This window comes from Aliiroseovarius sp. xm-d-517, assembly GCF_013283135.1.
In the GTDB taxonomy this organism is placed as follows: Bacteria; Pseudomonadota; Alphaproteobacteria; order Rhodobacterales; family Rhodobacteraceae; genus Aliiroseovarius; species Aliiroseovarius crassostreae.
In genome coordinates this window covers 607,325-634,256 of record NZ_WBXT01000001.1, presented here as the reverse complement: position 1 = coordinate 634,256, position 26,932 = coordinate 607,325, and the positions used below count along the sequence as shown (strand labels likewise).

The window sequence follows — 26,932 nt, the reverse complement described above, 5'->3', positions numbered from 1 at the left end:
GGATCAGCTCCGACCCGCCAGCGCGTCGTTCAGAACACCGCGCACAATCTCCATATCAACCTGATCGGTGACAAACGCCTCGCCTATCGCGCGCGCCATGATAAAGCGCAGCTTTCCGGCCTGAACCTTTTTGTCCTGTGCCATCAGTGCAATAAGCCCTTCTGCGTCCGGCAGATCGCCGGGAATGTCCGACAGGTCTTTCTTCATGCCCATGGACGCAAGATGTTCGCGCCAGCGCGAGGGGCTTTCCTGGCTGATCAGCCCCATCCGGGCCGAGGTTTCAAAGGCGAGCGCGCATCCGATCGCAACCCCTTCGCCATGTAGCAGGCGGTCGGAATAGCCGGTGGCGGCTTCCAATGCGTGACCAAATGTGTGGCCGAGGTTCAAAAGCGCACGGTCTCCCTGCTCGGTTTCATCGCGCACCACGATATCGGCTTTCATCTGCACAGAATGGCGCACGGCCTCTTTGCGCAATGCCATATCGCCCGCGGCGAGCGCCGGGCCGTTTTCCTCAAGCCAGCTGAAGAACTCCGCATCACCCAGTCCGCCGTATTTCACCACTTCGCCATAGCCCGCAAGGAAATCGCGCTGGGTCAGCGTGCCCAGCACCGAGATGTCCGCAAGCACCAGCGAGGGTTGGTGAAAAGCGCCGACAAGGTTTTTGCCATGGGTCGTGTTGATGCCGGTTTTTCCCCCGACCGAGCTGTCTACCTGCGCAAGAAGGCTGGTCGGGATCTGCACGAACCCCACGCCCCGGCGCAGGATCGCGCAGGCAAAGCCCACCAGATCGCCGATCACCCCGCCGCCAAAGGCCAGAACCACATCCTTGCGTTCAACCTTTTGCGACAGCAGCCATTCGACCACCTGCATGAGATATGGCCAGCTTTTTGTGCCCTCTCCCGGTGGCAGGATCAGCGCCTCAGCCTCAATCCCTTCGGCAGCCAACCCGGCTTTGAGCGTATCCAAATGCAGACCGGCAACCGTTTCTTCCGTTACAATCCACGTCTTCGGGCGCGGCAGAAAAGGAGCGATTTCGGCCCCCGCACGGTTGATCAGCCCGGGGGCAATGCGCACGTCATAGGCGCGCCCTTCGAGGGGAACGTGAACTGTGGTCATCTCATACCTCCTGCAAAACATCCGGACGGGTCAGAAGGGCGGCAATCACCGCATCCGCCATATCCCCGATTGCATATTCCGACCGGGCCTCAACCACCAGATCCGCATGGGCATAGACCGGCACGCGGGCGTTGTAGATCTCGGTCAATGTGGCCTTGGGATCAGCGGTGCGAAGAAGGGGACGGGTGTCTTTGTGTTTCACTCGGTTCCACAGCAGGTCCAGATCCGCCTTGAGCCAGACGGACACGCCCATCTCGGTGATGACATCCCGATTCCGCTCAGCCAGAAATGCCCCGCCGCCGGTGGACAGAACCGCCCGTTCCGTCTCCAGAAGGCGTGCGATAACTTCGCTTTCCCGATCGCGGAAAAACGGCTCTCCGTCGCGTTCGAAGATCTCGGCAATTGACATGTTGGCCGCTTTGACAATCTCTTCGTCACTGTCCAGAAAGGCAACGCCCAAACGGTTGGCCAGCGCCTGTCCGACGGCGGTTTTTCCAGCCCCCATCATGCCCACCATGACCACGGATTTCTTCAGTTCATATGTCACAGTCTTGCTCAAAGGGGCGCCCATCTGCCGAATTACGAAGTTTTTACTTCAATGGCGTGATCTTGCCGCAAAAGCCATATATAAAATGAACCGAGGCAACCGCGAGGCGAGAAAAAAGGGAAAACCATGGCACTTCGCATTATCAAACTCGTTCTTTTTCTGTCGATCGTGTCTGGCATCGGCGTATTGGGATACGCCTACCTTGGGGACATGTCACCTGATGCCACACCGCAGAGCATGTCGGTGATCTTGAACGATGGCTAAGAGGGGGTGTCCTTCTGAACCTGGGCGAACAGGCAACCCGGCAAAGCTGGGCCGTGTTTTGACACGGTCGCTTGCCCGGTCACTGGTCTGTGCGCTGGCGACGGGCACCCTGTCCGGTTTGGGTGCACCCGGACTGGTAATGGCGCAACAATCTTCGCACGCGCCGGTGTCCCAGCAGGGGGCTTCAGACAAGCCGCTTTCGGCCATTGACTGGCTGTCCAACAGCATCACCCTCCCCGCCCCGACACCGCCTTCTGCCCAAAGCGGTCGCAGCGAAAGCGATGTGGCGCAGACGGCCGCGGTGGCCGCGGTGACAGTGTCCCCTCTTGCACGCACAAAAACCGACGCGGTTGGCCTTTTGCCCAGCCATGTGACCGGATTTCAGTCCGATCTCTGGGGGGCCTCGCGCGCGGATGACCTTGCGCGCCGGATCAGCGGCCTTCCGGTTGACCTGCTGCCAGCCCTGCAGGACCTTCTGAACCGCCTTCTTCTGGCCGAACTTGATCCCCCAAAGGGCACATCGCTGGCTGATGACCGGCTGTTCCTGGCCCGAGTGGACCGGCTCTTGAATATTGGTGCTCTTGATCAGGCCGATGCGCTTTTGGCGCGCGCAGGACTGACAACCCCCGCCAGTTTTCGCCGTGGGTTTGATACGGCGCTGCTTTTGGGGGAGGAAGACCTGACCTGTCGCCACCTTGCCAATGCCCCTGCCCTCAGCCCGACGTTTCCTGCGCGGATCTTTTGCCTTGCTCGTCAGGGGGATTGGGATGCGGCGGTCCTGTCTTTGGGCACGGCGCGGGCGCTGGGGTATATCTCGCAAGAGCAGGACCTTCTTTTGTCCTGGTTTCTGGACCCTGACCTGTTCGAAGGTGATCCCTTCTTGCCCAAGCCCGGAAATCCGACCCCTCTGACCTTCCGTCTTTACGAGGCAATCGGCCAGCATATTGCCACCCACACCCTGCCTCTCGCCTTTGCGCAGGCAGATCTTCGCGCCAATATCGGCTGGAAAGCACGCGCGGAAGCGGGTGAACGTCTGGCCCGAGTGGGAGCCGTCAGCGACAACCAGATCTTTGGCCTTTACACCGAGCGCAAACCGGCGGCCTCTGGGGGCGTCTGGGATCGGATGGCCGCTGTGCAGGCCCTTGATACGGCTTTGAAAACACGCGACATTGATACGCTGAACGTCCTGCTGCCTGCGCTTTGGACCCGGTTGGAAGAGGTCGATCTGGAGCTACCCTTCTCACGCATTTTTGGACCTGAACTTAACCGGTTTCCTCTCGCAAAAGAGGCGGCATGGGTGGCCCTTCGCATGGGGTTGATGTCCAACGCCTCCGAACAGATCGCGCGCCAGCTTCCGGCAGATCCGGGGCCCGCCCCACGTGCCGCCATCCTGCGCGCGATCGCACTTGGGGACACAACATCGGTTGTGCCAGTAGATGCCGAAACCGAAGCGGTGCTGGAAGGGTTTGCTGCCCGCACCATGCCAACACGTCTCAGCGGCCTTGTGGATCAAGATCGTGTGGGAGAGGCCATCCTGCGCGCCATCGCCCTGTTCAGTAACGGCTCTTTGGGTGATCTGGACGAGGTGAGTGATGCAATCGCCTTTTTCCGCCAGATTGGTCTTGAGGACACGGCCCGCGCCGCTGCTTTGCAATTCTTGATACTGGATCGCCGCGGATGACCGGATCTGATCACAACGCACGCTGGATATCAGCCTTTCTCGAAGCGCAGGCGGCCGAATTGGACGGTGCGCAGAACACGCTGCTTGCCTATGGGAGGGATCTGAAAACCTTTTCCGATCACCTTGGCTCCAAGGGATTTTCCAACGTCACCCGTGAAGATATTGAAAACTTCATGGTGGAATGTGATGCGCTTGGGCTGGCCCAGTCAACGCGCGCGCGCCGCCTGTCCTCGATCAAAGGGCTTTTTCGCTTTGCCTATGAAGAAGGATGGCGCAGCGACAATCCCGCCTTGCAGATCAAAGGGCCCAAACGCGTAAAATCCCTGCCAAAAACACTGGACGAACAACAGGTTGATGCCTTGTTGGCGGCGGCAAGGCAATTTGGGCGTTCCCCCTCTGACCGATGCCGAAACACCTGCCTGATGGAACTGCTCTATGCCACCGGAATGCGGGTCAGCGAGTTGGTCGGACTGCCGGTCAGCAGCGCGCGTGGTGACCCGCGCATGTTGTTGGTCAAAGGGAAAGGGGGCAAAGAACGGATGGTGCCGCTGTCTTCGCCCGCGCGCGATGCGCTTGCAGACTGGCTTTCGCTCCGCGATGAACAGGAAGAGACGCAGCGGATTGAGAAAAAGATCCCCCCCTCCCCGTTCCTGTTTCCCTCGCGGGGAAAATTAGGCCATCTGACCCGGCATCGTTTTTTTGGCCTGATCAAGGAAATTTCGGTGGCGGCGGGCGTATCTCCGGATCTGGTGACCCCACACCGGCTGCGCCATGCCTTTGCCACCCATCTTCTTGCGCATGGGGCGGACCTGCGCACCATTCAGACGCTGTTGGGCCACGCCGATGTCGCCACGACCGAGATCTATACCCATGTTCTGGAGGAACGGTTGAAGTCACTGGTGCTCGAACACCACCCGCTTGCGCAACGCGATACGTAATTCGAGCGCTGGGCCGCGCGGGACACGCGATGAAGGGCTTGATGAAAAGCGCTCCGTCTAGACCGCCCAGCCACCACCAAGGCTCACCCTATCGCAGGGCCATAAAGTTCCTGTGCCCGAAGTTCAAACGCCCGCACGATCCGTTGCATAGCCTCGTTGAACACCAAGCCAATGACTTTCTGCAAGACCGCACTCTTGAACTCAAAATCGACAAAAAACTCGATTTCACACCCCGTTTCATGCGGATGAAACTGCCAATGGGACCGCAGATATTTGAACGGCCCGTCCAGATATTCCATATCCAGGCGCGGCGTGTTCGGATCCAGAAGGGCCCGCGATCCGAACCGCTCCCGAAACACTTTGAAACTGATCACCAGATCGGCCTCGATCACTTCCGTCCCATCCGGTTGCGGGATCCGCTTGCGCACCCGCGCAGCCGAGTTCCACGGCAGGAATTGCGGATATTTCGCAACATCAGCCACCAGCTCATACATCTGGCCCGGCGTATAAGGCAGGATCCGTTTTTCCCCATGGGTTGGCATATGTGCTTTTTCCCTTCTATCGTGGCGGAACATGTCCTAATTATGCGCTCGGAAATCAAGGGGGATGCCCCGAAAAATACCAGCAAACCTGCAAGGATCCGCCATGACCCAACCTGCCTATGTGATTGACACCCTGATCTCAGCAAAACGGATTGCGGCGCGAGTGGAGCAGCTGGCCCATGACATTCATGAGGAGTTTGAGGGCACTGACAAACTGGTTGTGGTCGGGCTGCTGCGTGGCTCTTTTGTCTTTATCGCAGATGTGGTGCGAGAGCTCGACCTGCCGGTTGAAGTCGATTTCCTTGAGGCTTCATCCTATGGAAATGCCATGGAAAGCTCACGCGAGGTGCGCATTCTCAAGGATCTGCGGGGCGAAATTGCCGGGCGCGACGTACTGGTGGTCGAAGATATCGTCGATACCGGCCACACGTTGACCCAGGTGATCAAACTTCTCGAAGCCAAGGCCCCGCGCAAGCTGCGCACGATTGCCCTGCTCGACAAACCATCCCGTCGAGAAGTGGACATCAAGGCCGATTGGACCGGCTTCGAAATCCCCGATGAATTTGTCGTTGGCTACGGGATCGACTATGCGCAGCGAAACCGGAACCTGCCGTTTATCGGCAAGGTGCGTTTTGTCGAAGAGACCTGACCGATGAACCCGCGCTGGCTTTGGCGGATGTCCCGATGGGCGCGAAACCCGCCCTCTGAAAAACGCGTGAAACTGTTTTTGGCCGTGCTGGTGCTGTGCCTTGCCCTGTTTGCCGTGGAATATTTCTTCGGCGCGCCGGGCTGGATGCAGGACTTCCGCTCACAAAGCAAAATCCGCCCCTAATCACACAACGAAAAAGAGCGCCCGGAAAACCGCGCGCCCTTTTTCTTGCCTGAAATACCTCGGGGTGAGACCCGGAGGGTCGAGGGGCAGCGCCCCTGATCTGTCCTGTCAGGATTTTGCCGCCAGCTGAGCTTCGCGATTGGCCCGCAGCCGTTCGAAATCATTCCCGGCAAAATAGGACGAGCGTGTCAGCGGGGTTGCCGACACCATGGTAAACCCTTTGCCATAGGCCGCTTTCTCGTAATCCTTGAACTCATCAGGATGCACAAACCGCTCCACCGCGTGGTGTTTCGGTGTGGGCTGCAGATATTGACCGATGGTCAGGAAATCCACGTCCGCCGCACGCATATCATCCATCACCTGCCGCACACCTTGCGCATCTTCGCCCAACCCGACCATGATGCCGGATTTGGTGAACATTGACGGGTCCAGCTCCTTCACCCGCTGCAACAGGCGCAATGAGTGGAAATAGCGCGCACCGGGGCGTACAGTCGGATAAAGGCCCGGCACGGTTTCAAGGTTGTGATTGAACACGTCCGGTTTGGCCGCCACCACCGTTTCCAGAACCGACGGGTCGCATTTCAGAAAATCCGGCGTGAGGATTTCAATTGTGGTGTTCGGAGATTTGTGACGGATGGCGCGAATGGTCTGGGCGAAATGCTCGGCCCCGCCATCTTCCAGATCATCCCGATCGACCGAGGTGATCACCACATGGTTCAGGTTCAGCTTTTTTACCGCATCCGCCACGCGGCCCGGTTCGAACACATCCAGATCATCCGGTCGCCCGGTGGCCACGTTGCAGAAGGTGCAGCCGCGGGTGCAGATCTCTCCCATGATCATCATGGTGGCGTGACCCTGCGACCAGCATTCCCCGGCATTCGGACAGGCAGCCTCTTCGCAGACCGTGGCAAGCTTGTTTTCACGCATGATCTTGTGGGTCTCGGCATAGCCCTTGCCGCCGGGCGCACGCACACGGATCCAGCTGGGTTTCTTGGGCTGAGCGTTGTCCTTGCGATGCGCTTTTTCCGGGTGGCGCTCTTCAGGAAGTTTAAGATCACGCATGAATGGTCCTCCGATTTCCCCGATTATATACGCCGCATGGGGAAGCCTGTCACCCTTCTGCACCGGCAGGGATGCGGGAATGTGAAAAATGCATGGCTTGGCGAAATTGGCGCGCATGAAACCGACATGAACCGCCCCGCTCGGCGCAATTCTGTTACGTTTGCGATTTTTCCCAACTGCGACAAAGAAAGTCATTGAGTGGATTTTGGAATGTTTCTAAACAGTCGCGAACCGCAGGGGAACGTTGATTCTTCCCCTGCCAGAAGTTGAACTTTTATGAAGGATCAAGACAGATGAAAGAAGGCGTTCGCGTTCCCAACATCACCTTTAAAACCCGTGTGCGTGATGAAAGCATCGGCGGTGACAACCCGTTCCGCTGGCAAGACATGACCTCGGATGATTATTTCGCCGGCAAACGCGTGATCCTGTTCTCGCTGCCGGGGGCCTTTACCCCCACCTGTTCGACCTTCCAGCTTCCGGGCTTTGAAAAGGGCGCAGAAGAATTCGCAAAACTGGGCATCGACGAGATTTACTGCATGTCGGTGAATGACAGCTTTGTCATGAACGCCTGGGCGCGCAACCAGGAACTGAAAAACGTCAAAGTGATCCCCGACGGTTCGGGTGAGTTCACCCGCCTGATGGGGATGCTGGTGGCCAAGGACAACCTGGGCTTTGGCGACCGTTCGTGGCGTTATGCCGCCATCATCAAGGATGGTGTTGTTGAAAAATGGTTCGAAGAGCCGGGCCGCGAAGACAATCACGGCGAAGATCCCTATGGCGAAAGCTCGCCGGAGAATGTGATGAGCTGGCTGAAAGACAATGCCAGCGCCGTGGCATAAGCCACCCCGCGTTTGAAAAAGGTGAAAGGGCCGCCCATTTGGGTGGCCCTTTTTCATGGATTTACGGTGGATTTACGGTTCCTTAGACATGTCTGCGCCGTTAAGGCGTCTCAGGATTGACCAGAGAAACAAGTTTCCTCCGAGCCGCTTAGCCAACCGGTTTCAGGCACTTGGCAAAATACGCTGCGTTGACCTGATAATGATGGGCTGAGGCCAGAAGTGACTGCTTTGTCGTCTCGTCGATCTCTCGCACGATCTTGCCGGGGCTGCCCAGCACCATCGACCCGTCCGGGATCTCTTTGCCTTCGGTGACCAGCGCCCCTGCCCCGATCAGGCATCCTTTGCCGATTTTTGCGCCATTCATCACTGTCGCATTCATGCCAATCAGGCTGCCATCGCCAATTGTGCAGCCATGCAAAAGCACCTTATGGCCAACGGTGACATTGGCGCCAATGGTCAGCGGAAATCCTAGGTCGGTGTGGAACACGCAGTTTTCCTGCACATTGGTGCCCTCGCCCACGTCGATCAGCTCATTGTCGCCGCGCAGGGTGCAGCCAAACCAGACCGACGCCTTGGCACCGATCCGAACCCGACCGATAAGATTGGCATCCGGGGCCACCCAGGCCGCCGGATCAATCTCGGGTGTTACGCCATCCAATGCATAAATCATGTTTCATTCTCCTCAAATTCCGATTGCAGCCCGCGCACGAAGTTCAGAAGTCCGGGCTGCTGCGCCCGGCGCAGGCGTTCCGCGGACACGATGGTTTTCAACCGCTCAAACGTCGCCTCCAGGTCATCATTGACCAGAACATAATCATACCCGTCCCAGTGGCTGATCTCGTCCCAGCTTTTCTGCATCCTTTTCTGGATCACCTCGTCACTGTCCTGTCCCCGGCTGACCAGACGACGCCGCAGTTCCGTGATCGAGGGCGGCAGCACAAAAATCGACAGCACATGGTCACGCAGGGCCGAGTTGGAAATCTGCTGGGCGCCCTGCCAGTCCACGTCAAACAGGACATCACGACCGCTTTCGATCGCGTCGCGCACCGGGCCGGCGGGGGACCCGTAAAAATTGCCGAACACATGGGCGTGTTCCAGCATCTCACCCTCTGTCACCATGCCCTTAAACGTGGGCTCGTCCACGAAATGGTAATGCACGCCGTTCTCCTCGCCCTCACGCGGGGCGCGGGTCGTGGCCGACACTGAAAAGCGCAAACTGTCATCCCATTGCATCAACTGTCTGGCAAGGGTGGATTTCCCGGCCCCTGAGGGCGAGGACAGGATGATCAGCAAACCGCGACGGTTTTCGAAATTGGCCATGGGACTTACTCCAGATTCTGCACTTGCTCACGCATTTGATCGATCACATGTTTGAGGTCCAGCCCAACCGTGGTCAACGCGTTGAATTGCGCCTTTGAACAAAGCGTGTTGGCTTCGCGGTTGAACTCCTGCATGAGGAAATCGAGCTTTCGCCCCACCGGCACCGAACTTGCAAGGTGTTCGCGCGCGGCGGAGACATGGGCGCGCAGGCGGTCCACTTCTTCGCGCACATCGGATTTGACGGCAATTAACGCAAGCTCCTGCACGACCCGGTCCGGCTCAATTCCGTCTGTGTTGTCCAAGACCCGCGCCATGGCATCGGCTAGCTGGGTCTTCTGTGCCTCCTGCCGTTCAGACAAAAGCAGTTCTGCCTGATCCACAAGCTCGGCCACCTCATCCAGCTGGGCAGACAGGATCGCAACCAGTTCAGCCCCTTCCCCTTCACGCGCGGCTACGAACTGGCGGATGAGGTCGGGAATTTGCGCGTTCAGAGCTTTCATGAGCGCACCGACCTCCTCTTCTCCGCCCGACTTCACCTCAAGCACGCCACGCATGGTGGCAATATCTGACGGGCTGACAGGGGCCACGGGCAGTCCCCGGTTCTCAGCCTCTGCGCGGATCGTTCCCAGCAGGCCAAGCGCCTGCGCAAGCCCGGCAGGACTGATCGCGGCCTGCCCGCCTTCTTCCCCTCGCGAAACACGCAGCCCAAGTGAGATATTCCCCCGTGTCACATGCCCTTTGAGAGCTTTGCGAATGGCTTCATCCAGTCCGGGGATCCAATCCGGAAGCCTCAGCCGGAGATCCAGACCGCGGGCATTGACCGAGCGGATGTCCCAGTTCCAGCTATAGGTTCCGTTATCTCCGGTGGCGCTTGCGAAACCTGTCATTGATTGGGCCATGGGGCATCCTGTTCAGTTAACCATTTGATAAGATTTATCACCACATTTTAACAGAATATGCCATATTAAGAATGTGGTAAGCATTACCTCGATTTCAGTTAGCAGACGGTCAGCACTGGAACAAGCAGCCAGAAGGCTCTCAGCGTCACGCCTTTCAGGCGTCACCCATCCAGACCGGCCTGAGGGACAGAGACATGAAGATCGACTATGTAAAAGACGGGAATGTGATTTCAATCACCGCTGCGCGCACCGGAATGAAATTTCCGGCAGTGGCACAGGCCGAGGGATACTGGGAAGGGCTGCGCGGCAAGCGCCTGGTGCCAGCCCGGTCCGAACTTGACCCGCGCGGCCTTTCCGGCATTCTCGAACACGCCTTCATTTTGGAGAAAATCGCACCGGGCATGGCCAAGATCCGCCTGTCCGGCCAGGGTCTGAATGATATTCTGGGGATGGAAATGCGCGGAATGCCGATCTCATCCCTGTTCATGCCCGAGGCGCGGGCCGAGATTCAGGAGGCGTTGGGGCGTCTGTTTGACGGGCCTGCCACCCTTCATGCCAGCCTGACAAGCAAAGGTAGCTTTACCCGTAAAGCATTGGATGCGCAGCTTTTCATGGCGCCGATGCTGGATGATCAGGGCCGGGTAACCCGTGCTCTTGGTGCACTACAGATCAAGGGGGGCGTTGACCGTGCCCCTCGCCGCTTTACCTTTCAGGACCTGTCGGTCAGGGACATTATCGTGGATGAACCGCCCAGTGTCGCGGACAGTTTGCACCCGATCTTTCGCCACACAGAGGATGCATACAGCTTCCCGGCCGCCGAAGGTGATCTCGGTCTTTCCTCCCGGCAAAATGCTACAAAAGACAAGGACACAGGCAACACCGAAGGCCAAGTAGGAACCGGCAAAACCATCCGCCGCGGCCATCTTTGGCTGGTAGGTGAAGAGTGAGCCTGCGTTGGCCGTAGACTGCACCTTGGTAGCTGCGGCAGCTTTTGCATAAGAATACTTGAAGTTATTTCAACAAATCATTGATAAAAAAGAAAAACCCCGGCGAAGCCAGGGTTTTTCCTTTTAAAGCGTTTCGGCGTGAGGCCTCATCCGGCCTTGCGCGTTTCGTTCGGTTGACGAAGCGCCGACAGTTCCTCTGCCACCAGGAATGCCAGTTCCAGCGACTGAGACGCGTTCAGACGGGGATCACATGCAGTGTGATAGCGATCCGAAAGATCCTCATCCGTCACGGCGCGCACGCCGCCGGTGCATTCGGTCACATCGGTGCCGGTCATTTCGAAATGCACGCCCCCCGGAATGGTGCCCTGATCCTGATGCACGGCAAAGAAATCCTGCACCTCTTTCAGCACGCTGTCGAACGGGCGTGTTTTATAGCCAGAGGCCGATTTGATCGTGTTGCCATGCATCGGGTCGCAGGACCAGACCACATTGGCCCCTTCGGATTTCACCGTCTCAATGAGGCGCGGCAGATGTTCGCCCACCTTGCCAGCCCCAAAACGCGCAATCAGGGTCAGGCGCCCGGCTTCGTTTTCCGGGTTCAGCTTTTCCATCAGCACTTTGAGGTCATCTGCGGTGGTGGTCGGGCCACATTTCAACCCGATCGGGTTGATCACGCCGCGCAGAAACTCAACATGTGCCCCGTCCGGTTGACGGGTCCGGTCGCCGATCCACAGCATGTGGCCGGAACCAGCAACGGTTTTGCCGGTGGTTTTGTCCTGACGGGTCAGGGCCTCTTCATATTCCAGCAGCAGCCCCTCATGCGAGGTGTAGAAATCCACTGTCTGCAGCGTGTGCATCCGGTCCGAGGTCACGCCTGCCGACTTCATGAAATCGAGGCTGTCCTGGATCCGCTCAGCCATGGCGCGATATTTTTCGGCCTCGCCCCCCTCGGTGAATTCCAACGTCCATTGATGCACCTGGTGCACATCGGCCAGACCACCGGTGGAATAGGCGCGCAACAGGTTCAGTGTTGCCGCCGACTGCGTATAGGCCTGTAACATTTTCTTCGGGTCGGGAATGCGGGCATCTGAGGTGAAATCCAGCTCGTTGATGATATCCCCACGATAGCTGGGCAGTTCCACCCCATCCACGGTTTCGGTCGGTGCCGAACGCGGTTTGGCAAACTGCCCGGCCATACGGCCCACCTTGACCACCGGCACCTTGGCGCCAAAGGTCAGAACCATGGCCATCTGCAGCATCACTTTAAACGTGTCACGAATGCCGTCAGCCGAGAAGTCAGCAAAGCTTTCGGCGCAATCGCCGCCTTGCAGCAGAAACGCTTCGCCGCGGGATGCCTTGCCCAATTCCTGTTTCAACCGGATCGCTTCGCCAGCAAAGACCAGCGGAGGATATTTGCCAAGCTGCGCTTCGACCTCGGCCAACGCAGCCGGGTCGGTATAGTCGGGCATCTGAACTCTTGGCTTTTCACGCCAGGCCGACTTATTCCAATCCGTCATCATCTTTGCTCCATGTTCAATCAAGCCCCCTCCTCCGGGGCAATAAGGCCCTCTTGATAGCGCCTCTATGTCCGAGGTGCAAACAGTGATATGTTTCAAGAATGTGTCTGCCTGGCGGCAAAACGTCTTGAAGCTGCCGGTCAAAACTGGTGTGGTGTCCTTCATGTCAAAATTCAGCCTCATCAAGCAAGTGAGTCGCCAATGAACCAGAGCCTGCCCAAGGAGAAGCCACAGACAAATCCGAGCATTCGGTTTGTTTTTGTGCTGGTGAACGAATTCACCCTGCTCAGCTTTGCTGGTGCTCTGGATGCGTTGCGTATTGCCAACCGGGCGGCGGGACGTAATCTTTACGAATGGCGACTGCTTGGTGAAGGCGGTGAAACGGTTAGCTGCTCCGCCGGGGCCAGCTTTAATCTGGACGGGGATCTGGAAGAGCTGAAGCGCGACGACGTGGTCGTGATCTGCTCTGGTGTAAATGTCCAAAACAACTGCAGCCCAAAGCTTTTGAACTGGATCCGTCGCGAAGCACGTCGTGGGGTTCAGGTCGCAGGGCTGTGCACCGCATCTTATATCATGGCCCGGGCGGGGCTTCTGTCGGACAAACGCGCCACCATCCATTGGGAAAATCACGACAGTTTTGCGGAAGAATTTGATGATGTCGACCTGACCAAACGGGTCTTTGTCATCGACGGGCCGCGCATGACTGCTGCGGGCGGCACCGCGTCAATTGACCTGATGCTGAAGCTGATTGCACAACAGCAGGATGAAGATATTGCGAATGTCGTGGCTGACCAGCAGATCTACACGTCTATTCGAACTGATCGGGACAGCCAGCGCCTGTCGGTGCCCACGCGGATCGGGGTGCGCCATCCCAAACTGTCCGAAGTGATCCAGCGCATGGAAGGCAATATCGAGGAACCGATTTCTCCGTCGATCCTGGCCTCAGAAGTCGGCATGTCCACCCGGCAGCTTGAACGCCTGTTCCGGCGCTATCTAAACCGCTCTCCCAAACGCTATTACATGGAATTGCGCCTGCAAAAAGCGCGCAACCTGTTGATGCAGACGGATATGAGCGTGATCAATGTGGCGCTGGCCTGCGGGTTTTCCAGCCCCTCGCATTTCTCGAAATGCTACCGGTCGCATTATGAAACAACCCCCTATCGGGAACGGGGCAGCCAATCAGGATCTGCCAAAACCTGACCTTCTGCCCAGTTTGACCAGTATCGCCATTTTATCAGTATGAAGAAGATTTTCATCCGAGTGATCGCCGCGCTGGTTTTGGCGGCATGTGCCTATGTGACCTGGATCGTGCTGGTTCTTGGGCACGGGCTTTTCTCCTTTTACAACATGATCTGGGGCGAAGACACCAGCCACCTGCCCCGGGTGGATCTGGTCACGCTGGTCGATTTGGAAACGACCGAGCGTATTGTGTTTCGAAACGGGCGCAAAGGGTGGTATCTGATCGACACGCCCTCTGACGCTTCTGCCCTGACCATCGGATTTTATGGTGATCGCCTGTTTGAAAGCCTGTTCTCCACCCCTCATCAACCGATGTATTGCGGCTCAGAGCGCGGTAAAATTCTGTGGGCGGTGAAAGACGATAATCTCCTCCGCGAATATGCGTTCTGCAATGCCAACCGGATGGATTTGACCCCGCTCGTCACCGTCGCCCAAAGGGTCGACATGGTCGATGAGGTCCTTCCCTATCATCAGGCCGCCACGCAGATCGAAAGGGTGGATCGAAACCCGGACGATCTTTGGGTCACACGCCCCACCCTGGCCGGTCAGTTCACCCATTCCCTGTCTGTCGATCTGCCCTACATCTGGGAGAGCCGGACTGAGCAAGGTGCAAACCCGCGCGATATCGAAGCCGACATCCGCGCACGTATCTCAAATGACCTTGCCATACCGGATACGGAGTATCACCTGACCCTGACGCTTGACCGAACCCCGTTTGACCCTGATCAGAACGTGCTGCTGGCCAGACAGGATGGGCAGGTTCTGAGCACGAACGCGCTTACAGGCATTTACCGGCCTGTTCTCAGTTTTCTCTGTAATCAGGACCGATGTGACCAGCTTCGCCGCACCCGTTTTGCCGATATCGCAACCACGTTTCGGCCCGACACCCTTGACGCTGCGTTAGGTGCAGCGCAGGAGGTCTCCTCCAGTCCAACCGATGAGGTCCCGACCCTCACCGCCTTGCGAAACTCCGAGCAAACCGTTGGATTGCCGCAAGAAACCACATTCAGATTACGCTATATTTCCTTGCCCTGAACCGGGCGGAATTGCATCTGAAACCTGACGGATTTCCACTGCATTTCTTCGCATGCGGGTCTTTTCATTTCCCCTATTCGGTCCTAATGTGACGGTTGGGAGAATTTTCCAATTGGGAGAAAGATATATGAAAAAGATGCTGATGGCGACTGCCGCCACCGCTCTGATGACCGGCACCGCAATGGCACATGACCATGTGGTCAAGCTGGGCACGATCCTGGGCTATACCGGGCCGATCGAAAGCCTGACACCGCATATGGCTGGTGGTGCTGAGCTGGCCATGGCTGAAGTGTCGGCCTCGGGCCTGCTGCTGGGTGGCAAGACCGTGGAATCGGTGCGTGCGGACTCGACCTGCGTCGACAGCGCCGCAGCCACCGCTGCTGCTGAAAAACTGATCACCTCGGATGGTGTCAAAGGTCTGGTTGGTCCGGATTGTTCCGGCGTCACCGGTGCGGTTCTGGCCAATGTGGCTGTTCCGAACGGTATCGTGATGATCTCGCCTTCGGCCACCTCGCCGGGCCTGACCGACGCCGAAGATAACGGTCTGTTCTTCCGCACCGCCCCGTCGGATGCGCGTCAGTCCGCAGTCATGGCCGACATTCTGAAAGAAAACGGCGTGGGCTCGGTTGCCGTGACCTACACCAACAATGACTACGGCAAAGGCATGGCCGACGCGTTCAAAGCCGCGTTTGAAGCTGCTGGCGGCGAAGTGACCATCGTGGCCGCCCATGAAGATGGCAAGGCCGACTATACCGCAGAAGTTGGCGCCCTGGCATCGGCTGGTGGTGACGTTCTGGTGGTTGCCGGTTACGTCGACCAGGGTGGCGCAGGCATCGTGCGCGGTGCCCTCGACACCGGCGCCTTTGACAGCTTCCACTTCCCCGATGGCATGATCGGTGAAAACCTTGAAAAGAACTTCGGCGCCGAAGTTGAAGGTTCGACCGGTCAGCTGGCTGGCACCGACAGCCCGGGTGCGGCCACCTTTGCCGAGCTTGCCGGCGACAAATTCACCGTGGGCAGCCCCTATACCGGCGAAAGCTATGACGCTGCGGCCCTGATCCTTCTGGCCATGCAGGCTGCGGGTTCCGCCGAATCCGCCGACTACATGTCGAAGGTGGAAATGGTTGCCAACGCGCCGGGCGAAAAGATCTATCCGGGTGAGCTGGCCAAAGGTCTGCAGATCCTGGCAGATGGCGGCGACATCGACTATGTGGGCGCAACCGCGGTTGAGCTGATCAACGGTGGCGAAGCCTCGGGCGGATACCGCCAGATCGAGATCAAAGACGGTAAGATCGAAACGGTTAAGTACCGCTGATCCTGCTGGCATAACCAAAATGAAACAGCCCGGAGTTTTTCCGGGCTGTTTCAGTAAGATACACGACCATCTTAAGGTTGTGAGAGGGGAAGACATGATCGTCATAGAAGACGTTCACAAGCACTTTGGCGGCTTTCGGGCCGTGGATGGTGCGACGATGCGGATCGAAGATCGCTCGATCACCGGGTTGATCGGTCCTAACGGCGCGGGCAAGACGACGCTGTTTAATGTGATCGCCGGGGTGCTGAAACCGACCTCGGGCCGGATCACCATGGCGGGCGAAGACATCACCGGCCTGCCGCCGCATGAACTGTTTCACAAGGGCCTTCTGCGCACGTTTCAGATCGCGCATGAATTTGGCTCGATGACCTGCCGCGAGAACCTGATGATGGTGCCGGGCGGGCAGTCGGGTGAGGCGCTCTGGAACACCTGGTTTGGCCGCAAACGCATCGCCGACGAGGAACGCGCCCTGCGGGCCAAGGCCGACGAAGTTCTTGAATTTCTGACCATTTCTCATATCGCTGACCTCCGGGCGGGCGAGATCTCGGGGGGGCAGAAAAAGCTTCTGGAACTGGGTCGCACCATGATGGTCGACGCCAAGATCGTGTTTCTGGACGAGGTTGGCGCAGGCGTGAACCGCACGCTGCTTTACACCATCGCCGATGCGATCAAACGCCTGAATGAAGAGCGTGGATACACTTTTGTCGTGATTGAACACGACATGGATTTCATCGAGAAACTCTGCGACCCGGTCATCTGCATGGCCGAGGGCAAGGTTCTCGCTCAGGGCACCTTGGCTGAGATCAAGGCCAATGAGCAGGTGATCGAGGCCTATCTCGGCACCGGGCTCAAGAACAAGAAAGAGGACGCGTAATGACGGCCCCCTTCCTTATTGGTGAAGGGATGACCGGTGGCTATGGCAAACATGGCCCGGACATCCTGCATGATTGCACCATCTCCGTTGATAAAGGAGAGATTGCGGTGATCGTCGGCCCCAATGGTGCAGGCAAATCGACCGGCATGAAAGCCGTGTTTGGGATGCTCAACCTGCGCCAGGGATCGGTGACACTGGATGGCGAAGACATCACCCGCCTGACGCCGCAGGCGCGTGTGCGCAAGGGCATGGGTTTTGTGCCGCAGACCCACAATATCTTTGGCTCCATGTCAGTAGAAGAAAACCTGGAAATGGGTGGATTTATCCGCACCGATGATATTTCGGAAACCATTGAACAGGTCTATGAGCTGTTCCCGATCCTGCGCGAAAAACGCCACCAGGCGGCGGGTGAGCTCTCGGGCGGTCAGCGTCAACAGGTGGCCGTGGGCCGCGCGCTGATGACCAAACCCACCGTTCTGATGCTGGATGAACCCACCGCGGGCGTTTCCCCGATTGTGATGGATGAGCTGTTTGACCGGATCATTGAAGTGGCACGGACCGGGATCTCGATCCTGATGGTTGAGCAGAATGCCCGCCAAGCCCTTGAGATCGCAGACAAAGGCTATGTTCTGGTTCAGGGGCGCAATGCGCATACCGGCACCGGCAAATCCCTTCTGGCCGACCCCGAGGTCCGCCAATCTTTCCTGGGGGGCTGATCAATGGATTTCCTCAATGCAATTGTGGCGCTCAGTAACTTTGTTCTGATCCCCGCCATTTCCTACGGCTCGCAGCTTGCCATTGGCGCGCTGGGGGTCACGATGATCTATGGCATCCTGCGCTTTTCCAACTTTGCCCATGGTGACAGCATGGCATTTGGCGCGATGGTGACGATTTTCATAACCTGGTGGTTCCAGTCGATGGGCGTCTCGATTGACCCGCTGCCCACCGCCCTGCTTGCCCTGCCCTTCGGCATTCTCGGCACGGCGCTCATGGTGCTGGCCACCGACCGGGTTGTGTATCGTTTTTACCGACGGGTGAAAGCCAAACCGATTGTGTTCGTCATGGCCTCCATGGGGGTGATGTTTATCATGAACGGGGTGGTGCGTTTCCTGATCGGCCCCGGTGAACAACGGTTTGCCGATGGTGCCCGCTTCATCATTAAAGCCCGTGATTTCAAAGAGATGACGGGTCTGCGCGAGGGATTGGCCTTTAAGACCAGTCAAGGGATTACAATCATCACCGCCGTGCTGGTTGTGGCGTTTCTGTTCTGGTTCCTGAACAAGACCCGGACCGGCAAATCCATGCGCGCCTTCTCTGATAACGAAGATCTGGCGCTTCTGTCCGGCATCAACCCGGAACGTGTTGTGATGGTAACCTGGGTCATCGTGGCAGCACTGATCACCATCGCCGGTGTTCTTTATGGCCTCGACAAAAGCTTCAAACCCTTCACCTATTTCCAGCTTCTTCTGCCGATTTTCGCCTCTGCCATTGTTGGCGGTCTGGGCAATCCGCTGGGGGCCATTGCTGGCGGGTTTGTGATCGCTTTTTCCGAGGTCACAATCACCTATGCGTGGAAAAAAGTGGCAACGTACTTGTTGCCGGAAGCACTGGAACCTTCCGGACTCGCACAGCTTCTTTCCACCGACTATAAATTCGCGGTCAGCTTCGTGATCCTGATCGTGGTTCTGCTGATCAAGCCCACCGGGCTTTTCAAGGGGCAATCGGTATGACGAAAGACATGCGCACGCCACTCCTGTTTGCCATCATGGCCGTTCTGTTCGTGCTGGAAGGAAGCACGACATTCTGGGTCTTTTCCGGCAGCTGGAACACCTCGCTTGCCATTCTCAACATGGCGCTGATTTCGGCGATCATGGCTTTGGGGGTGAACCTGCAATGGGGCTATGCCGGGCTGTTCAACGTGGGGATCATGGGGTTTGTCGCCCTTGGTGGTCTGGCCACCGTGCTGATCTCGATGCCTGCAACGCCGGGCGCCTGGTCTGCGGGTGGGTTCCGGATCGTATTTGGCCTCATTTTGGGGGCCGCCACGGTGGTCGCCGGGATCATGACCTTCAAACGCATGGCCCCTGGACGGGTGCGGGGGCTTGTTCTCTTTGCTGTTCTGGCTGCGGGGTTCTTCCTGTTCCGTTATGTGTTTGATGCAGGCGTCGCCGGTGTCGAAGCCATCAATCCGGCCTCGACCGGCAATATCGGGGGCCTGAACCCCGGCGGCCCCGACGGCTACAAGGATCACGGCTATATGGCGATCCTCGCCTGGCCCGTGGGCGGCCTTTTGGCGGCAGGGGCGGCCTGGTTGGTGGGGAAAACCGCGCTGGGGCTGCGGTCTGACTACCTTGCCATTGCCACGCTGGGCATTGCCGAGATTGTGCTTGCAGTGATCAAGAACGAAGACTGGCTTGCGCGCGGGGTGAAAAATGTCATCGGCCTGCCGCGCCCCGTGCCCTATGAGATCGACCTGCAAAACAGTGCAGAGTTCATCGCAAAGTCCGAAGGTCTTGGCGTGGATGTCACCACCGCCTCGACCATTGCGGTGAAACTGTCCTACGGCCTGATTTTCACCGTCATTCTCGTAGGTCTTCTGGTTCTGGCGCAATTGTCGCTGAAGTCGCCCTGGGGGCGGATGATGCGCGCGATCCGGGACAATGAGGTCGCGGCACAGGCGATGGGCAAAAACGTCACCAAACGCCATCTTCAGATCTTTGTGCTGGGATCCGCGATCTGTGGCCTTGCTGGCGCCATGATGACCACGCTGGATGGTCAGCTCACACCGGGCACCTATCAGCCGCTTCGCTTTACCTTCCTGATCTGGGTCATGGTGATTGTTGGCGGGTCAGGGAACAATTTTGGCGCTGTTCTGGGCGGTCTGCTGATCTGGTTCTTCTGGATCAAGGTGGAACCGATCGGCAATTGGCTGATGCAGGTGGTGACGATGGGAATGGCGGATGGCTCCGCACTCAAGGCCCATTTGCTGGACAGCGCCGCACATATGCGCCTGTTCTCGATGGGGATTGTCCTGCTTCTGGTGCTGCGTTTCAGCCCGCGTGGCCTGATCCCTGAAAAATAGGCCCTGCTAAAATGACGGCGTCCCCCCATCCTTGTGTTGTTCTTCTGGCAGCAGGCCAGTCGCAGCGGATGGGGGGGCAGCCCCCAATTGACAAGCTTTTGTTGCCCGTCCCGCGGGCAGGCTTGCAAAAGACCCTTCTCGAAGATCGGATCGACGCGGTGCGCGGCAGCGGGTTGGATCTTGTTCTGATCCTGCCACCGGAACAGAGTTTTCCCGGTCGCTGGGACATTGCCCGCACATGCGGGATCACCCCGGTCACCAGCCCTCACGCACATCTTGGTATCGGAGAGAGCCTCTCTACGGCCATGGCACATATTGATGGCCGGTATGACAGTGTTCTGATTGTTCTTGCGGACATGCCGAAAATTACATCAGGTAACATGCAAACCGTCGCCCATGCGGGGCAATCGGATGAAATCTGGCGTGGTGCTTCGTGCCAGAACAGCTCGAGCCAAAACACGCCGGGCCATCCTGTCCGTCTGCCCCGGCGTCTGTTTGGCCGGATTGCACAGCTATCCGGTGACCATGGGGCACAGAAGATACTGGCCGGGGAAAAGACCCATCTGATCCCCCTGCCCGGCGACGCCGCCATTCTGGATCTCGATACCGAGGAAGATTGGGTAAAGCGTTTCGGTTTTAACCTGATACAGGGGGAAACCGAAACGCGGTAAGAGATCTCAATGTCGTGGGCGTTTCGAAATCAATGTGTGTCTCAAGTTAATCTCGAAACGCTTTAGGTATCAGCAGCGGTCCTGCTCAAGCTGAACCAGAACACCGGCCTCGCGCTCATCAAGCACAATCCGATCCTGCAGATAATTGGCAATCGACTGATCATGCGCAAGCCGCGGCAGAGCGGCAATGATCTCACTTGCGAAATTCGGGGCGACTGTTTTGATCCGCGCCATGTCAGGCACAAGGCTTTCAACCCAGAAATCCCCTGCATGGATCAGTTCGAACCCGTCGAACAGCAGGTGGCACATGGTTGGCGTTGCCGAGATTTCCAATTCCAGCCGGTTCGAAACCGACAGGCCCCGCGCCGGGCACAGCACTTCTGACTTGCCGAACAGAAGCTCCGCATGGGCAGAGTGAAACAACACAAGATGCTCCGCCGTCATCAACATCTGACTGCGGCTGTAGTCGTCATTCAACACCCGAACCAAAGCGGCATCACTTGCGGTATGACGGGAGCGGCCGATCCAACGAAGCGGTTGAAATCCGTGATCCTTCGTTTGCACCAGATCTCCTGCACGAAGGTCGCGCGCCAGCACGGTCCCGCGAGCGGTTTTTACCGGCGTATTGCAAGACAGGCCGGATGTGCTGAATTTCTCAGACGCGCGGCTCACCGAGGAGACTGGCTCTCCATGGGTTTGCAAAACGTCCAGATAACTCAGTTCATTTTCAACGAACCGGCCTGTATTGCGGAGAAGTAACATTGACTCACCTCGGAAAAACACTTCGTCCCTCGAACTTACTGATCAAACATGCCCAAAATGTGAACAGACAGCATGAATTACAGATAAATTCGACTAAATTTCAGTGTTTTACCCATCAAGCCACCAGAATTCTGCCGCGGAATTGTCCAATTTTCACGCGGGGGATGAAAACATGGAAAGGGCCCACGCCTAATGCGTGAGCCCCTTGGTTTCAGCCCCCGCGGAAACCTGAAGAAAGCGATTCTAGATCGACTGTTTCCTCATTTCAGCAATTCCGCCTCATGCTTTTTCAACGTGCGGCGGGCCGCTGAGAAATCTTCCAGCCCTTCCCGTGTTTCCAATTCCGGGAAGAGTTCGAAAAGCTCGTTGCGCTGCGCATTTCCGATCCCCTTGAGCGAATGATCCCCCGGCTGGAAGCTTTCGGTCCATGCCCCGTCCGACAGAACCACTTCGTGATTGTCGAACATGAAGTGGAGATAGGTGGTGCCGCGCGGCTCGACCTGGAAGATCCCCTTGTTGTTGACCAGATGCTTGGCCGCGGCCAGCACTTCGCGTTCGTCAAAATAAAGCGCGGTGCGGTCGTTTGCGACCAGAACACGGTGGTTCGGGCTGACCATCATGTCGCGTTCCGGCAACCCATTGCCCAGAGAGCCCGCCGTGATCAGGATCGGCTTGAGGTGGTTGGCCCCCTGCATTTCCTGCCAGCTGATCGGTTTGGCGCCGGTCCAGCGGATTTCCTGAATGCCATTGTCACGGGTAATCACGCGATCCCCAACCTGAAGTTCTTCGACCCGGCGTTCACCTTTCGGCGTTGCGATCAGCGTGCCCGGTGTGAAGCAGGGGATGACGTTCTCAATATTGAAGAACTCCATCGTGCCGGTGCTGATGCCGTTTTCATCGAAGAACTCGACCACACCGTTTTCGGCATTGTTCGGGTCATAGGTGACATGGAGTGAGCCGTTGTCGGGCGCAGAGCCGCTCAGATCAAGCGTGTCGTAATCATCTCCGCCTTCGTTGCCATCCACGTAATCGCCGGCATTTACGTTGACAAAGGTATCCCGGTCATCGCCACCGAACATGCGGTCATTGCCGGCCCCGCCGTCAATCAGGTCATCGCCCTGACCGCCCAGCAGGCTGTCATCACCTTCGCCGCCATAGATACTGTCTTCGTCGATACCACCGTCGATCGTGTCATTGCCGGCATCCCCATACAGGATATCGTCATCGTCCTGACCGTAGATGACATCATGGCCTTCGCCACCATGGATCGTATCCAGCCCATTGTCCGGGCGCGGATCATTGGCGTCGATGATGTTCAGATCATCCGTACCAGAGCCAAGCCCACCCCAGATCGTGTCATTGCCGGTGCCGCCGTCGATATTATCCGCCCCGTGGCCACCAATGATCGAGTCATTGTCCGCGCCACCGTCGATGATGTCATCATCCAGACCACCGTCAATGCTGTCTTCCCCGGTGCCGCCGGTAATGGTATCGCGGTCATCTCCGGTCGAGATGGTGTCATTGCCCGCCCCGCCATCAACGCTGTCGCGGTCATTTTCCATATCGGTGTCTTGCGGGACATAGGGTTCGAACCCGTAATCCGAGGCAGGTTCCGATCCGGAGGTGTCAATGAGGTCATTGCCGTCCCCGCCCAGAACCGTATCGGAGCCGTCACCGCCGGTGATGACGTCATCATCCGCACCACCATCGATCAGGTCGTCGCCTCCCTCACCATGGATCGTATCGTCGCCATCGCCGCCATTCAGCGTGTCATTGCCATTGGCCCCGGTGTCGATCACCTCACCCGGCACAGGTGAGCTGTATTCGTAATGGGCATTGTCAAAGGTCACACCCGAATTGGTGAGGTCAATGGTCACGACAACATCGTCGAAATCCGCATCCCCCAACCCGTTCAGATCTTCAAAACCAATGGAAATCGAGCCATCGGGGTTTTCGCTGACGCCGGTTGTGTGCACAAGCCCATCCGGGTTCAGATCCACATTATCGCCATAGCCGGACGAGTAGAACGTGCCTTCAGGGCTGACAATCCCGACACCGATCGTGGCACCTGGGATGGTGGTATATTCAAAACTATCACCGATATTGTCATGGGCGTTCGGCGTCAGTGTCACCACATTGGTGATCTCTCCGGTGTCCGGATCAATCGTGTAGGCAAAGACTTCATTCTCGAACGCTGCATTCGAAATGTTGATGGAGACGGTGACCGCTTCGGCCCCGGCAGTGGGATCAAAATCACTGTCGCCATAGATCAGGTCGTCACCAACGCCACCTTCAACCGAGTCATCCCCGCTGCCGGCATAGACATCATCATTGCCCAGGCCGGACAAGATCGTGTCGTCCCCTTCGAACCCCAGCACGATATCATCGTCAGGATCTTCCCCCGGCAAGATGGCATCGCCATTGTCGATCATGTCGCCATGGGGATCGCCGGTATAGTTCACGTCGATCAGGTCATTGCCATTGGTGCCCTGAACAATCCCGTCCAGGGGCTGCTCTTCAACCGTTACGGTCACATTGGCGCTATCCGTGCCGCCATTGCCATCAGACACGGTATACGAGATGGTCGCCTCTCCTTCGAAACCCGGGTTCGGGTCAAAGGTCAGCGTTCCATCCGGGTTGATTGTCACATCCCCATCCGGCGAGCTGGCGCTGATCACGGTCAGAAGGTCACCATCCACATCCGTATCATTGTCCAGAACCGGGATCACCACGGAGCTGTTATAGGCAGTGGTCGCGCTGTCATCGACCGCAACAGGCGCGTCATTCACCGGGGTCACAGTCACATCAACACTGGCCGTATCCGTGCCACCGTTTCCATCCGAAACGGAATAGGTGATGCTGTCCGGCCCGTTGTAATTGGGGTCCGGGGTATAGGTCAGGGTTCCGTCTGGATTGATTGTGACAGTGCCATGGTCGGCCGAGGCCGAGGTAACCGTCAGCGGGTCCCCTTCCGGATCGGTGTCATTATCCAGAACGGCAATCACGACCGAGCTGTCTTCGTCCACGGTTGCCAGATCATCATTGGCATCCGGTCCCTGGTTCGGAGGCAGGATCACATTCTCGATATTGATGAAATCCATGGTACCGGTCGGGGTGCCATACTGGTCAAAGAAGGTAACCGTCCCGTTTTCAGGATTGCTGGGGTCATAATCCACGCGCAGCGGACCGGACCCGGACAGATCCAGCGTATCGAAATCATCCCCGCCTTCGCCACCATCGACGAAGTCACCGGCATTGGCGCCGATGAAGAGGTCACGGTCATCATCCCCGTGCAGCGTATCCTGACCGGTGCCGCCAATGATCGTGTCATTATCCGCACCACCATAGATCAGGTCGTCCCCTTCGCCCCCATCCATCGTGTCATTGCCAAGACCCGCATCGGTGGTCTCCGCATTTGTCAGCGTCAGCGACACCTCGTCCAGAGTGACAGCCGGATAGGTGCCGGAATTGTCGCTTGTGCCATTCGGGCGCAGCTGAATGCCGGTTACGCCCGCAGGCGCGGTAAAGGTGATCTGATAATCCTCGTAATCCGTCCCCTGCACGGTGGTTGTGCCCAGAACATTGCCGTTCTGATCGAGGATTTCGAACGTCACCGGGATGTCAGACGGGGTAAACCACTGCCCGTTGATATAATCGGTCGAATAGGCTTTGAAGCTGAACGTGTATTCCGCCCCTGCCTGAAGCTCTTCACTCAGCGTTTGTGAAATCTGCTCCTGTGGCCCGGTGGTGTAGCTCCACATCGTCACGTAACCGGTGCCATCGGACGCATCCAGCGCCGGGTTCCAGGATTCCGCGCCGGTGCCGTCATCGGCACTGTCCGGCGACCCCGTGACAGTATTCCATCCGGTCAGGCCATCAACCGAGTTGGCCGAATGGGTGCCGTCTTCGAATGAGCCGTTCAAAAGAAGTTCCGGGCCAGGGCCGGTGCTGGGCGCCTGCCCGATCACATCATTGCCCGTGCCACCGGTAATGCTGTCATCCCCGGCCTCACCCAGGATGGTGTCATCACCTTCACCGCCATGCAGCACGTCATTTCCAGCCCCGAGACCAGATCCACCGCTGCCCTCGGCATCAAAATACACATCGGTGATATTGATGCCCGAATTGTTGTCGCCATCCTGCGAATGAACAATCACGATCTTGTCGACCGGCCCCGCGATAGAGATCGTCGCAGAATACTCATCGCTGGTGTCTTCAAGATAGCCACCGGTGCTGTCGATGGTCTCATTACCCGCATGACCGTCGGTGTCCTTGAGCAGCAGCTTGGAGCCGCCATCAATATCAACCTCGACCCGCTCCCCATTCACATAGGCATAAACCTTTACAACACCATCACCATCAATATCATTGATATTGAAGGAAATATTCTCAACATCCGACGAGAACTCAAGCTTGTAGGTCGCGGTGTTCCCAGCCCCATTCAACACGTTGTCGAGCGAGCTGTTGGCGTTGATCACCTCACCATCGCCATGGATATCGCTGATGTTCTGCTGGTCGGTGGAGAATTCGGTCACCGAGCCATAGCTCTGGTTCACGAGGGTGAAACTCACATCCACATTGCCCGTATTCTGGGTGAAGCTGGTCAGCAAGTCGTCATTATCAATGCTTGTGTTGTCATGGGGATCCGGGGCTTTGTCCCACTCGAAACTTTCCCGAACCGTCTGGGTGCCCGACGCATTGTCGCTGTCACCATAAATCAGATCATTCCCGGCCCCGCCATAAACGGTGTCATCCCCAGCGCCCGCGAAAACATCGTCATCGCCTTCGCCGGATTTCACCAGGTCATCGCCCCCTTTTGCGATGACAATATCATCCTGCGGCGCCTCGCCTGGCAGGATCGCATCGCCATTGTCGATCATATCGCCATCGGGATCACCGGTGTAATTGACATCAATCACATCCGCGCCTTCAGTCCCCTCGACAATCCCGTCCTGCTGGGGGTCGGGTGCAACCAGCGTGGTATTGTCCACGCTCTGATTGGTATACCAGCCGGAATAGTTTGCGCCATTGACCTGAACAATCTCGACATTCGAGATCTCAAGATTATCCAACGTGCCTCCGTTCAGCAGATCAGAGATGAACAGGTCACCGTTCTGCATCTGCATGGCCACCACATCAACATAGCTCTGAGAGCCATCGGCCAGGGTCAGCAGGACCTTCAGCTCCATCGTGCCATCGGTATACTGGCTGGTGGAACCCGATCCCAGATTGTAGCTGATGTAATCGCAATTGGGGTTGCACTCATCGTCTTCCATGACACCGTCATGATCGATATCGACCGCGGTGACCTGCACCAATTGCATTTCAGAGTAATCCTTGGATACCCCCACAAGATTACCCGCATATTCAGAGGTATAATCCCCCTCATAGCTGTCGGTCGTGGCAAAATTTCCAAGATAGATCAATGTCGGATAAGTATAGGCAGTCAT

At 57.5% G+C, this 26,932-nt stretch carries 24 protein-coding genes; 14 read left to right on the top strand and 10 right to left on the bottom strand.

Annotated elements, in window-relative coordinates:
• Positions 1 to 3 precede the first annotated feature (3 nt).
• A complete protein-coding gene (aroB, locus tag XMD517_RS03025) occupies positions 4 to 1,116 on the bottom strand; it encodes a 3-dehydroquinate synthase (RefSeq protein WP_173487467.1) in 1,113 nt (370 codons plus the stop codon).
• Between the two features lies 1 nt (position 1,117).
• Positions 1,118 to 1,687 (bottom strand): shikimate kinase, encoded by a 570-nt coding sequence (locus tag XMD517_RS03020; protein WP_173487466.1) that lies wholly within the window; start codon positions 1,685 to 1,687, stop codon positions 1,118 to 1,120.
• A gap of 102 nt (positions 1,688 to 1,789) precedes the next feature.
• On the opposite strand from XMD517_RS03020, the gene XMD517_RS03015 reads away from it, so the two are divergent.
• Genes XMD517_RS03015 through XMD517_RS03005 form a run of 3 tightly spaced genes read left to right on the top strand, consistent with a single transcriptional unit; the run spans position 1,790 to position 4,546 of the window.
• Entirely contained in the window at positions 1,790 to 1,927 is a 138-nt protein-coding gene (locus XMD517_RS03015) for a hypothetical protein (protein WP_173487465.1), read from the top strand.
• A 58-nt stretch (positions 1,928 to 1,985) separates the two neighbouring features.
• Complete coding sequence (locus XMD517_RS03010) at positions 1,986 to 3,608, top strand: hypothetical protein (RefSeq protein WP_173487464.1); 1,623 nt, start codon at positions 1,986 to 1,988, stop codon at positions 3,606 to 3,608.
• Positions 3,605 to 4,546 (top strand): site-specific tyrosine recombinase XerD, encoded by a 942-nt coding sequence (locus XMD517_RS03005; RefSeq protein ID WP_173487463.1) that lies wholly within the window; start codon positions 3,605 to 3,607, stop codon positions 4,544 to 4,546. Before XMD517_RS03010 ends, XMD517_RS03005 begins: the two co-directional genes overlap by 4 nt.
• 83 nt (positions 4,547 to 4,629) lie before the next feature.
• Here the strand turns inward: XMD517_RS03005 and XMD517_RS03000 are convergent, their stop codons facing one another.
• Positions 4,630 to 5,088 carry a type II toxin-antitoxin system RatA family toxin gene (locus XMD517_RS03000; protein ID WP_173487462.1) on the bottom strand — a complete coding sequence of 153 codons (459 nt, stop codon included), beginning with the start codon at positions 5,086 to 5,088 and terminating at the stop codon, positions 4,630 to 4,632.
• A 103-nt stretch (positions 5,089 to 5,191) separates the two neighbouring features.
• Here XMD517_RS03000 and hpt point away from each other — a divergent pair, with 103 nt between their 5' ends.
• Positions 5,192 to 5,737, top strand: coding sequence for a hypoxanthine phosphoribosyltransferase (gene hpt / locus XMD517_RS02995; protein WP_173487461.1), 546 nt, complete (start codon positions 5,192 to 5,194; stop codon positions 5,735 to 5,737).
• 291 nt (positions 5,738 to 6,028) lie between these two features.
• Here the strand turns inward: hpt and lipA are convergent, their stop codons facing one another.
• Positions 6,029 to 6,982: a lipoyl synthase gene (gene lipA / locus XMD517_RS02985; RefSeq protein ID WP_173487460.1), complete on the bottom strand. Its 954-nt coding sequence runs from the start codon at positions 6,980 to 6,982 to the stop codon at positions 6,029 to 6,031.
• 293 nt (positions 6,983 to 7,275) lie between these two features.
• On the opposite strand from lipA, the gene XMD517_RS02980 reads away from it, so the two are divergent.
• Positions 7,276 to 7,821, top strand: coding sequence for a peroxiredoxin (locus XMD517_RS02980; RefSeq protein ID WP_173487459.1), 546 nt, complete (start codon positions 7,276 to 7,278; stop codon positions 7,819 to 7,821).
• 148 nt (positions 7,822 to 7,969) lie between these two features.
• Here the strand turns inward: XMD517_RS02980 and XMD517_RS02975 are convergent, their stop codons facing one another.
• From XMD517_RS02975 to XMD517_RS02965, 3 genes are read right to left on the bottom strand one after another with little or no spacing between them, the layout of a single operon-like run.
• Complete coding sequence (locus XMD517_RS02975) at positions 7,970 to 8,491, bottom strand: gamma carbonic anhydrase family protein (RefSeq protein ID WP_173487458.1); 522 nt, start codon at positions 8,489 to 8,491, stop codon at positions 7,970 to 7,972.
• Positions 8,488 to 9,141 (bottom strand): guanylate kinase, encoded by a 654-nt coding sequence (gene gmk, locus XMD517_RS02970; RefSeq protein WP_173487457.1) that lies wholly within the window; start codon positions 9,139 to 9,141, stop codon positions 8,488 to 8,490. The genes XMD517_RS02975 and gmk overlap by 4 nt, the downstream gene beginning before the upstream one ends.
• A gap of 5 nt (positions 9,142 to 9,146) precedes the next feature.
• Complete coding sequence (locus XMD517_RS02965) at positions 9,147 to 10,040, bottom strand: YicC/YloC family endoribonuclease (RefSeq protein WP_254449810.1); 894 nt, start codon at positions 10,038 to 10,040, stop codon at positions 9,147 to 9,149.
• A gap of 194 nt (positions 10,041 to 10,234) precedes the next feature.
• Here XMD517_RS02965 and XMD517_RS02960 point away from each other — a divergent pair, with 194 nt between their 5' ends.
• Positions 10,235 to 10,987 (top strand): PAS domain-containing protein, encoded by a 753-nt coding sequence (locus XMD517_RS02960; RefSeq protein WP_173487456.1) that lies wholly within the window; start codon positions 10,235 to 10,237, stop codon positions 10,985 to 10,987.
• 146 nt (positions 10,988 to 11,133) lie between these two features.
• Here the strand turns inward: XMD517_RS02960 and XMD517_RS02955 are convergent, their stop codons facing one another.
• On the bottom strand, positions 11,134 to 12,504 hold the full coding sequence (locus tag XMD517_RS02955; RefSeq protein ID WP_173487455.1) for a class II 3-deoxy-7-phosphoheptulonate synthase: 1,371 nt from the start codon (positions 12,502 to 12,504) through the stop codon (positions 11,134 to 11,136).
• A gap of 201 nt (positions 12,505 to 12,705) precedes the next feature.
• On the opposite strand from XMD517_RS02955, the gene XMD517_RS02950 reads away from it, so the two are divergent.
• From XMD517_RS02950 to XMD517_RS02915, 8 genes are all read left to right on the top strand, one after another.
• Positions 12,706 to 13,704, top strand: a complete 999-nt coding sequence (locus tag XMD517_RS02950) for a GlxA family transcriptional regulator (protein WP_173487454.1) — start codon at positions 12,706 to 12,708, stop codon at positions 13,702 to 13,704.
• A gap of 39 nt (positions 13,705 to 13,743) precedes the next feature.
• Positions 13,744 to 14,778 carry a hypothetical protein gene (locus XMD517_RS02945; RefSeq protein WP_173487453.1) on the top strand — a complete coding sequence of 345 codons (1,035 nt, stop codon included), beginning with the start codon at positions 13,744 to 13,746 and terminating at the stop codon, positions 14,776 to 14,778.
• A gap of 127 nt (positions 14,779 to 14,905) precedes the next feature.
• Positions 14,906 to 16,093, top strand: a complete 1,188-nt coding sequence (locus XMD517_RS02940; RefSeq protein ID WP_173487452.1) for an ABC transporter substrate-binding protein — start codon at positions 14,906 to 14,908, stop codon at positions 16,091 to 16,093.
• 94 nt (positions 16,094 to 16,187) lie between these two features.
• Positions 16,188 to 16,967 carry an ABC transporter ATP-binding protein gene (locus XMD517_RS02935; protein WP_055192362.1) on the top strand — a complete coding sequence of 260 codons (780 nt, stop codon included), beginning with the start codon at positions 16,188 to 16,190 and terminating at the stop codon, positions 16,965 to 16,967.
• The gene (locus XMD517_RS02930) at positions 16,967 to 17,683 is read left to right on the top strand and encodes an ABC transporter ATP-binding protein (RefSeq protein WP_173487451.1); all 717 of its coding nucleotides are present in this window, start codon (positions 16,967 to 16,969) and stop codon (positions 17,681 to 17,683) included. Before XMD517_RS02935 ends, XMD517_RS02930 begins: the two co-directional genes overlap by 1 nt.
• A 3-nt stretch (positions 17,684 to 17,686) precedes the next feature.
• Positions 17,687 to 18,697, top strand: a complete 1,011-nt coding sequence (locus XMD517_RS02925; protein ID WP_173487450.1) for a branched-chain amino acid ABC transporter permease — start codon at positions 17,687 to 17,689, stop codon at positions 18,695 to 18,697.
• A complete protein-coding gene (locus tag XMD517_RS02920) occupies positions 18,694 to 20,049 on the top strand; it encodes a branched-chain amino acid ABC transporter permease (protein ID WP_173487449.1) in 1,356 nt (451 codons plus the stop codon). Before XMD517_RS02925 ends, XMD517_RS02920 begins: the two co-directional genes overlap by 4 nt.
• A gap of 11 nt (positions 20,050 to 20,060) precedes the next feature.
• Positions 20,061 to 20,720, top strand: coding sequence for an NTP transferase domain-containing protein (locus XMD517_RS02915; protein ID WP_173487448.1), 660 nt, complete (start codon positions 20,061 to 20,063; stop codon positions 20,718 to 20,720).
• A 69-nt stretch (positions 20,721 to 20,789) separates the two neighbouring features.
• Here the strand turns inward: XMD517_RS02915 and XMD517_RS02910 are convergent, their stop codons facing one another.
• Together XMD517_RS02910 and XMD517_RS02905 are read right to left on the bottom strand one after the other, a co-directional pair.
• Positions 20,790 to 21,482, bottom strand: a complete 693-nt coding sequence (locus XMD517_RS02910; RefSeq protein WP_173487447.1) for a Hint domain-containing protein — start codon at positions 21,480 to 21,482, stop codon at positions 20,790 to 20,792.
• A 260-nt stretch (positions 21,483 to 21,742) separates the two neighbouring features.
• The gene (locus tag XMD517_RS02905; RefSeq protein WP_173487446.1) at positions 21,743 to 26,932 is read right to left on the bottom strand and encodes a Hint domain-containing protein; all 5,190 of its coding nucleotides are present in this window, start codon (positions 26,930 to 26,932) and stop codon (positions 21,743 to 21,745) included.

Bases quoted from the DNA above. Each gene is read 5' to 3' on its own strand.
- aroB (WP_173487467.1), bottom strand. From the start codon at position 1,116: ATGACCACAGTTCACGTTCCCCTCGAAGGGCGCGCCTATGACGTGCGC.
- XMD517_RS03020 (WP_173487466.1), bottom strand. From the start codon at position 1,687: ATGGGCGCCCCTTTGAGCAAGACTGTGACATATGAACTGAAGAAATCC.
- XMD517_RS03015 (WP_173487465.1), top strand. From the start codon at position 1,790: ATGGCACTTCGCATTATCAAACTCGTTCTTTTTCTGTCGATCGTGTCT.
- XMD517_RS03005 (WP_173487463.1), top strand. From the start codon at position 3,605: ATGACCGGATCTGATCACAACGCACGCTGGATATCAGCCTTTCTCGAA.
- XMD517_RS03000 (WP_173487462.1), bottom strand. From the start codon at position 5,088: ATGCCAACCCATGGGGAAAAACGGATCCTGCCTTATACGCCGGGCCAG.
- hpt (WP_173487461.1), top strand. From the start codon at position 5,192: ATGACCCAACCTGCCTATGTGATTGACACCCTGATCTCAGCAAAACGG.
- lipA (WP_173487460.1), bottom strand. From the start codon at position 6,982: ATGCGTGATCTTAAACTTCCTGAAGAGCGCCACCCGGAAAAAGCGCAT.
- XMD517_RS02980 (WP_173487459.1), top strand. From the start codon at position 7,276: ATGAAAGAAGGCGTTCGCGTTCCCAACATCACCTTTAAAACCCGTGTG.
- XMD517_RS02975 (WP_173487458.1), bottom strand. From the start codon at position 8,491: ATGATTTATGCATTGGATGGCGTAACACCCGAGATTGATCCGGCGGCC.
- gmk (WP_173487457.1), bottom strand. From the start codon at position 9,141: ATGGCCAATTTCGAAAACCGTCGCGGTTTGCTGATCATCCTGTCCTCG.
- XMD517_RS02965 (WP_254449810.1), bottom strand. From the start codon at position 10,040: ATGGCCCAATCAATGACAGGTTTCGCAAGCGCCACCGGAGATAACGGA.
- XMD517_RS02960 (WP_173487456.1), top strand. From the start codon at position 10,235: ATGAAGATCGACTATGTAAAAGACGGGAATGTGATTTCAATCACCGCT.
- XMD517_RS02955 (WP_173487455.1), bottom strand. From the start codon at position 12,504: ATGACGGATTGGAATAAGTCGGCCTGGCGTGAAAAGCCAAGAGTTCAG.
- XMD517_RS02950 (WP_173487454.1), top strand. From the start codon at position 12,706: ATGAACCAGAGCCTGCCCAAGGAGAAGCCACAGACAAATCCGAGCATT.
- XMD517_RS02945 (WP_173487453.1), top strand. From the start codon at position 13,744: ATGAAGAAGATTTTCATCCGAGTGATCGCCGCGCTGGTTTTGGCGGCA.
- XMD517_RS02940 (WP_173487452.1), top strand. From the start codon at position 14,906: ATGAAAAAGATGCTGATGGCGACTGCCGCCACCGCTCTGATGACCGGC.
- XMD517_RS02935 (WP_055192362.1), top strand. From the start codon at position 16,188: ATGATCGTCATAGAAGACGTTCACAAGCACTTTGGCGGCTTTCGGGCC.
- XMD517_RS02930 (WP_173487451.1), top strand. From the start codon at position 16,967: ATGACGGCCCCCTTCCTTATTGGTGAAGGGATGACCGGTGGCTATGGC.
- XMD517_RS02925 (WP_173487450.1), top strand. From the start codon at position 17,687: ATGGATTTCCTCAATGCAATTGTGGCGCTCAGTAACTTTGTTCTGATC.
- XMD517_RS02920 (WP_173487449.1), top strand. From the start codon at position 18,694: ATGACGAAAGACATGCGCACGCCACTCCTGTTTGCCATCATGGCCGTT.
- XMD517_RS02915 (WP_173487448.1), top strand. From the start codon at position 20,061: ATGACGGCGTCCCCCCATCCTTGTGTTGTTCTTCTGGCAGCAGGCCAG.
- XMD517_RS02910 (WP_173487447.1), bottom strand. From the start codon at position 21,482: ATGTTACTTCTCCGCAATACAGGCCGGTTCGTTGAAAATGAACTGAGT.
- XMD517_RS02905 (WP_173487446.1), bottom strand. From the start codon at position 26,932: ATGACTGCCTATACTTATCCGACATTGATCTATCTTGGAAATTTTGCC.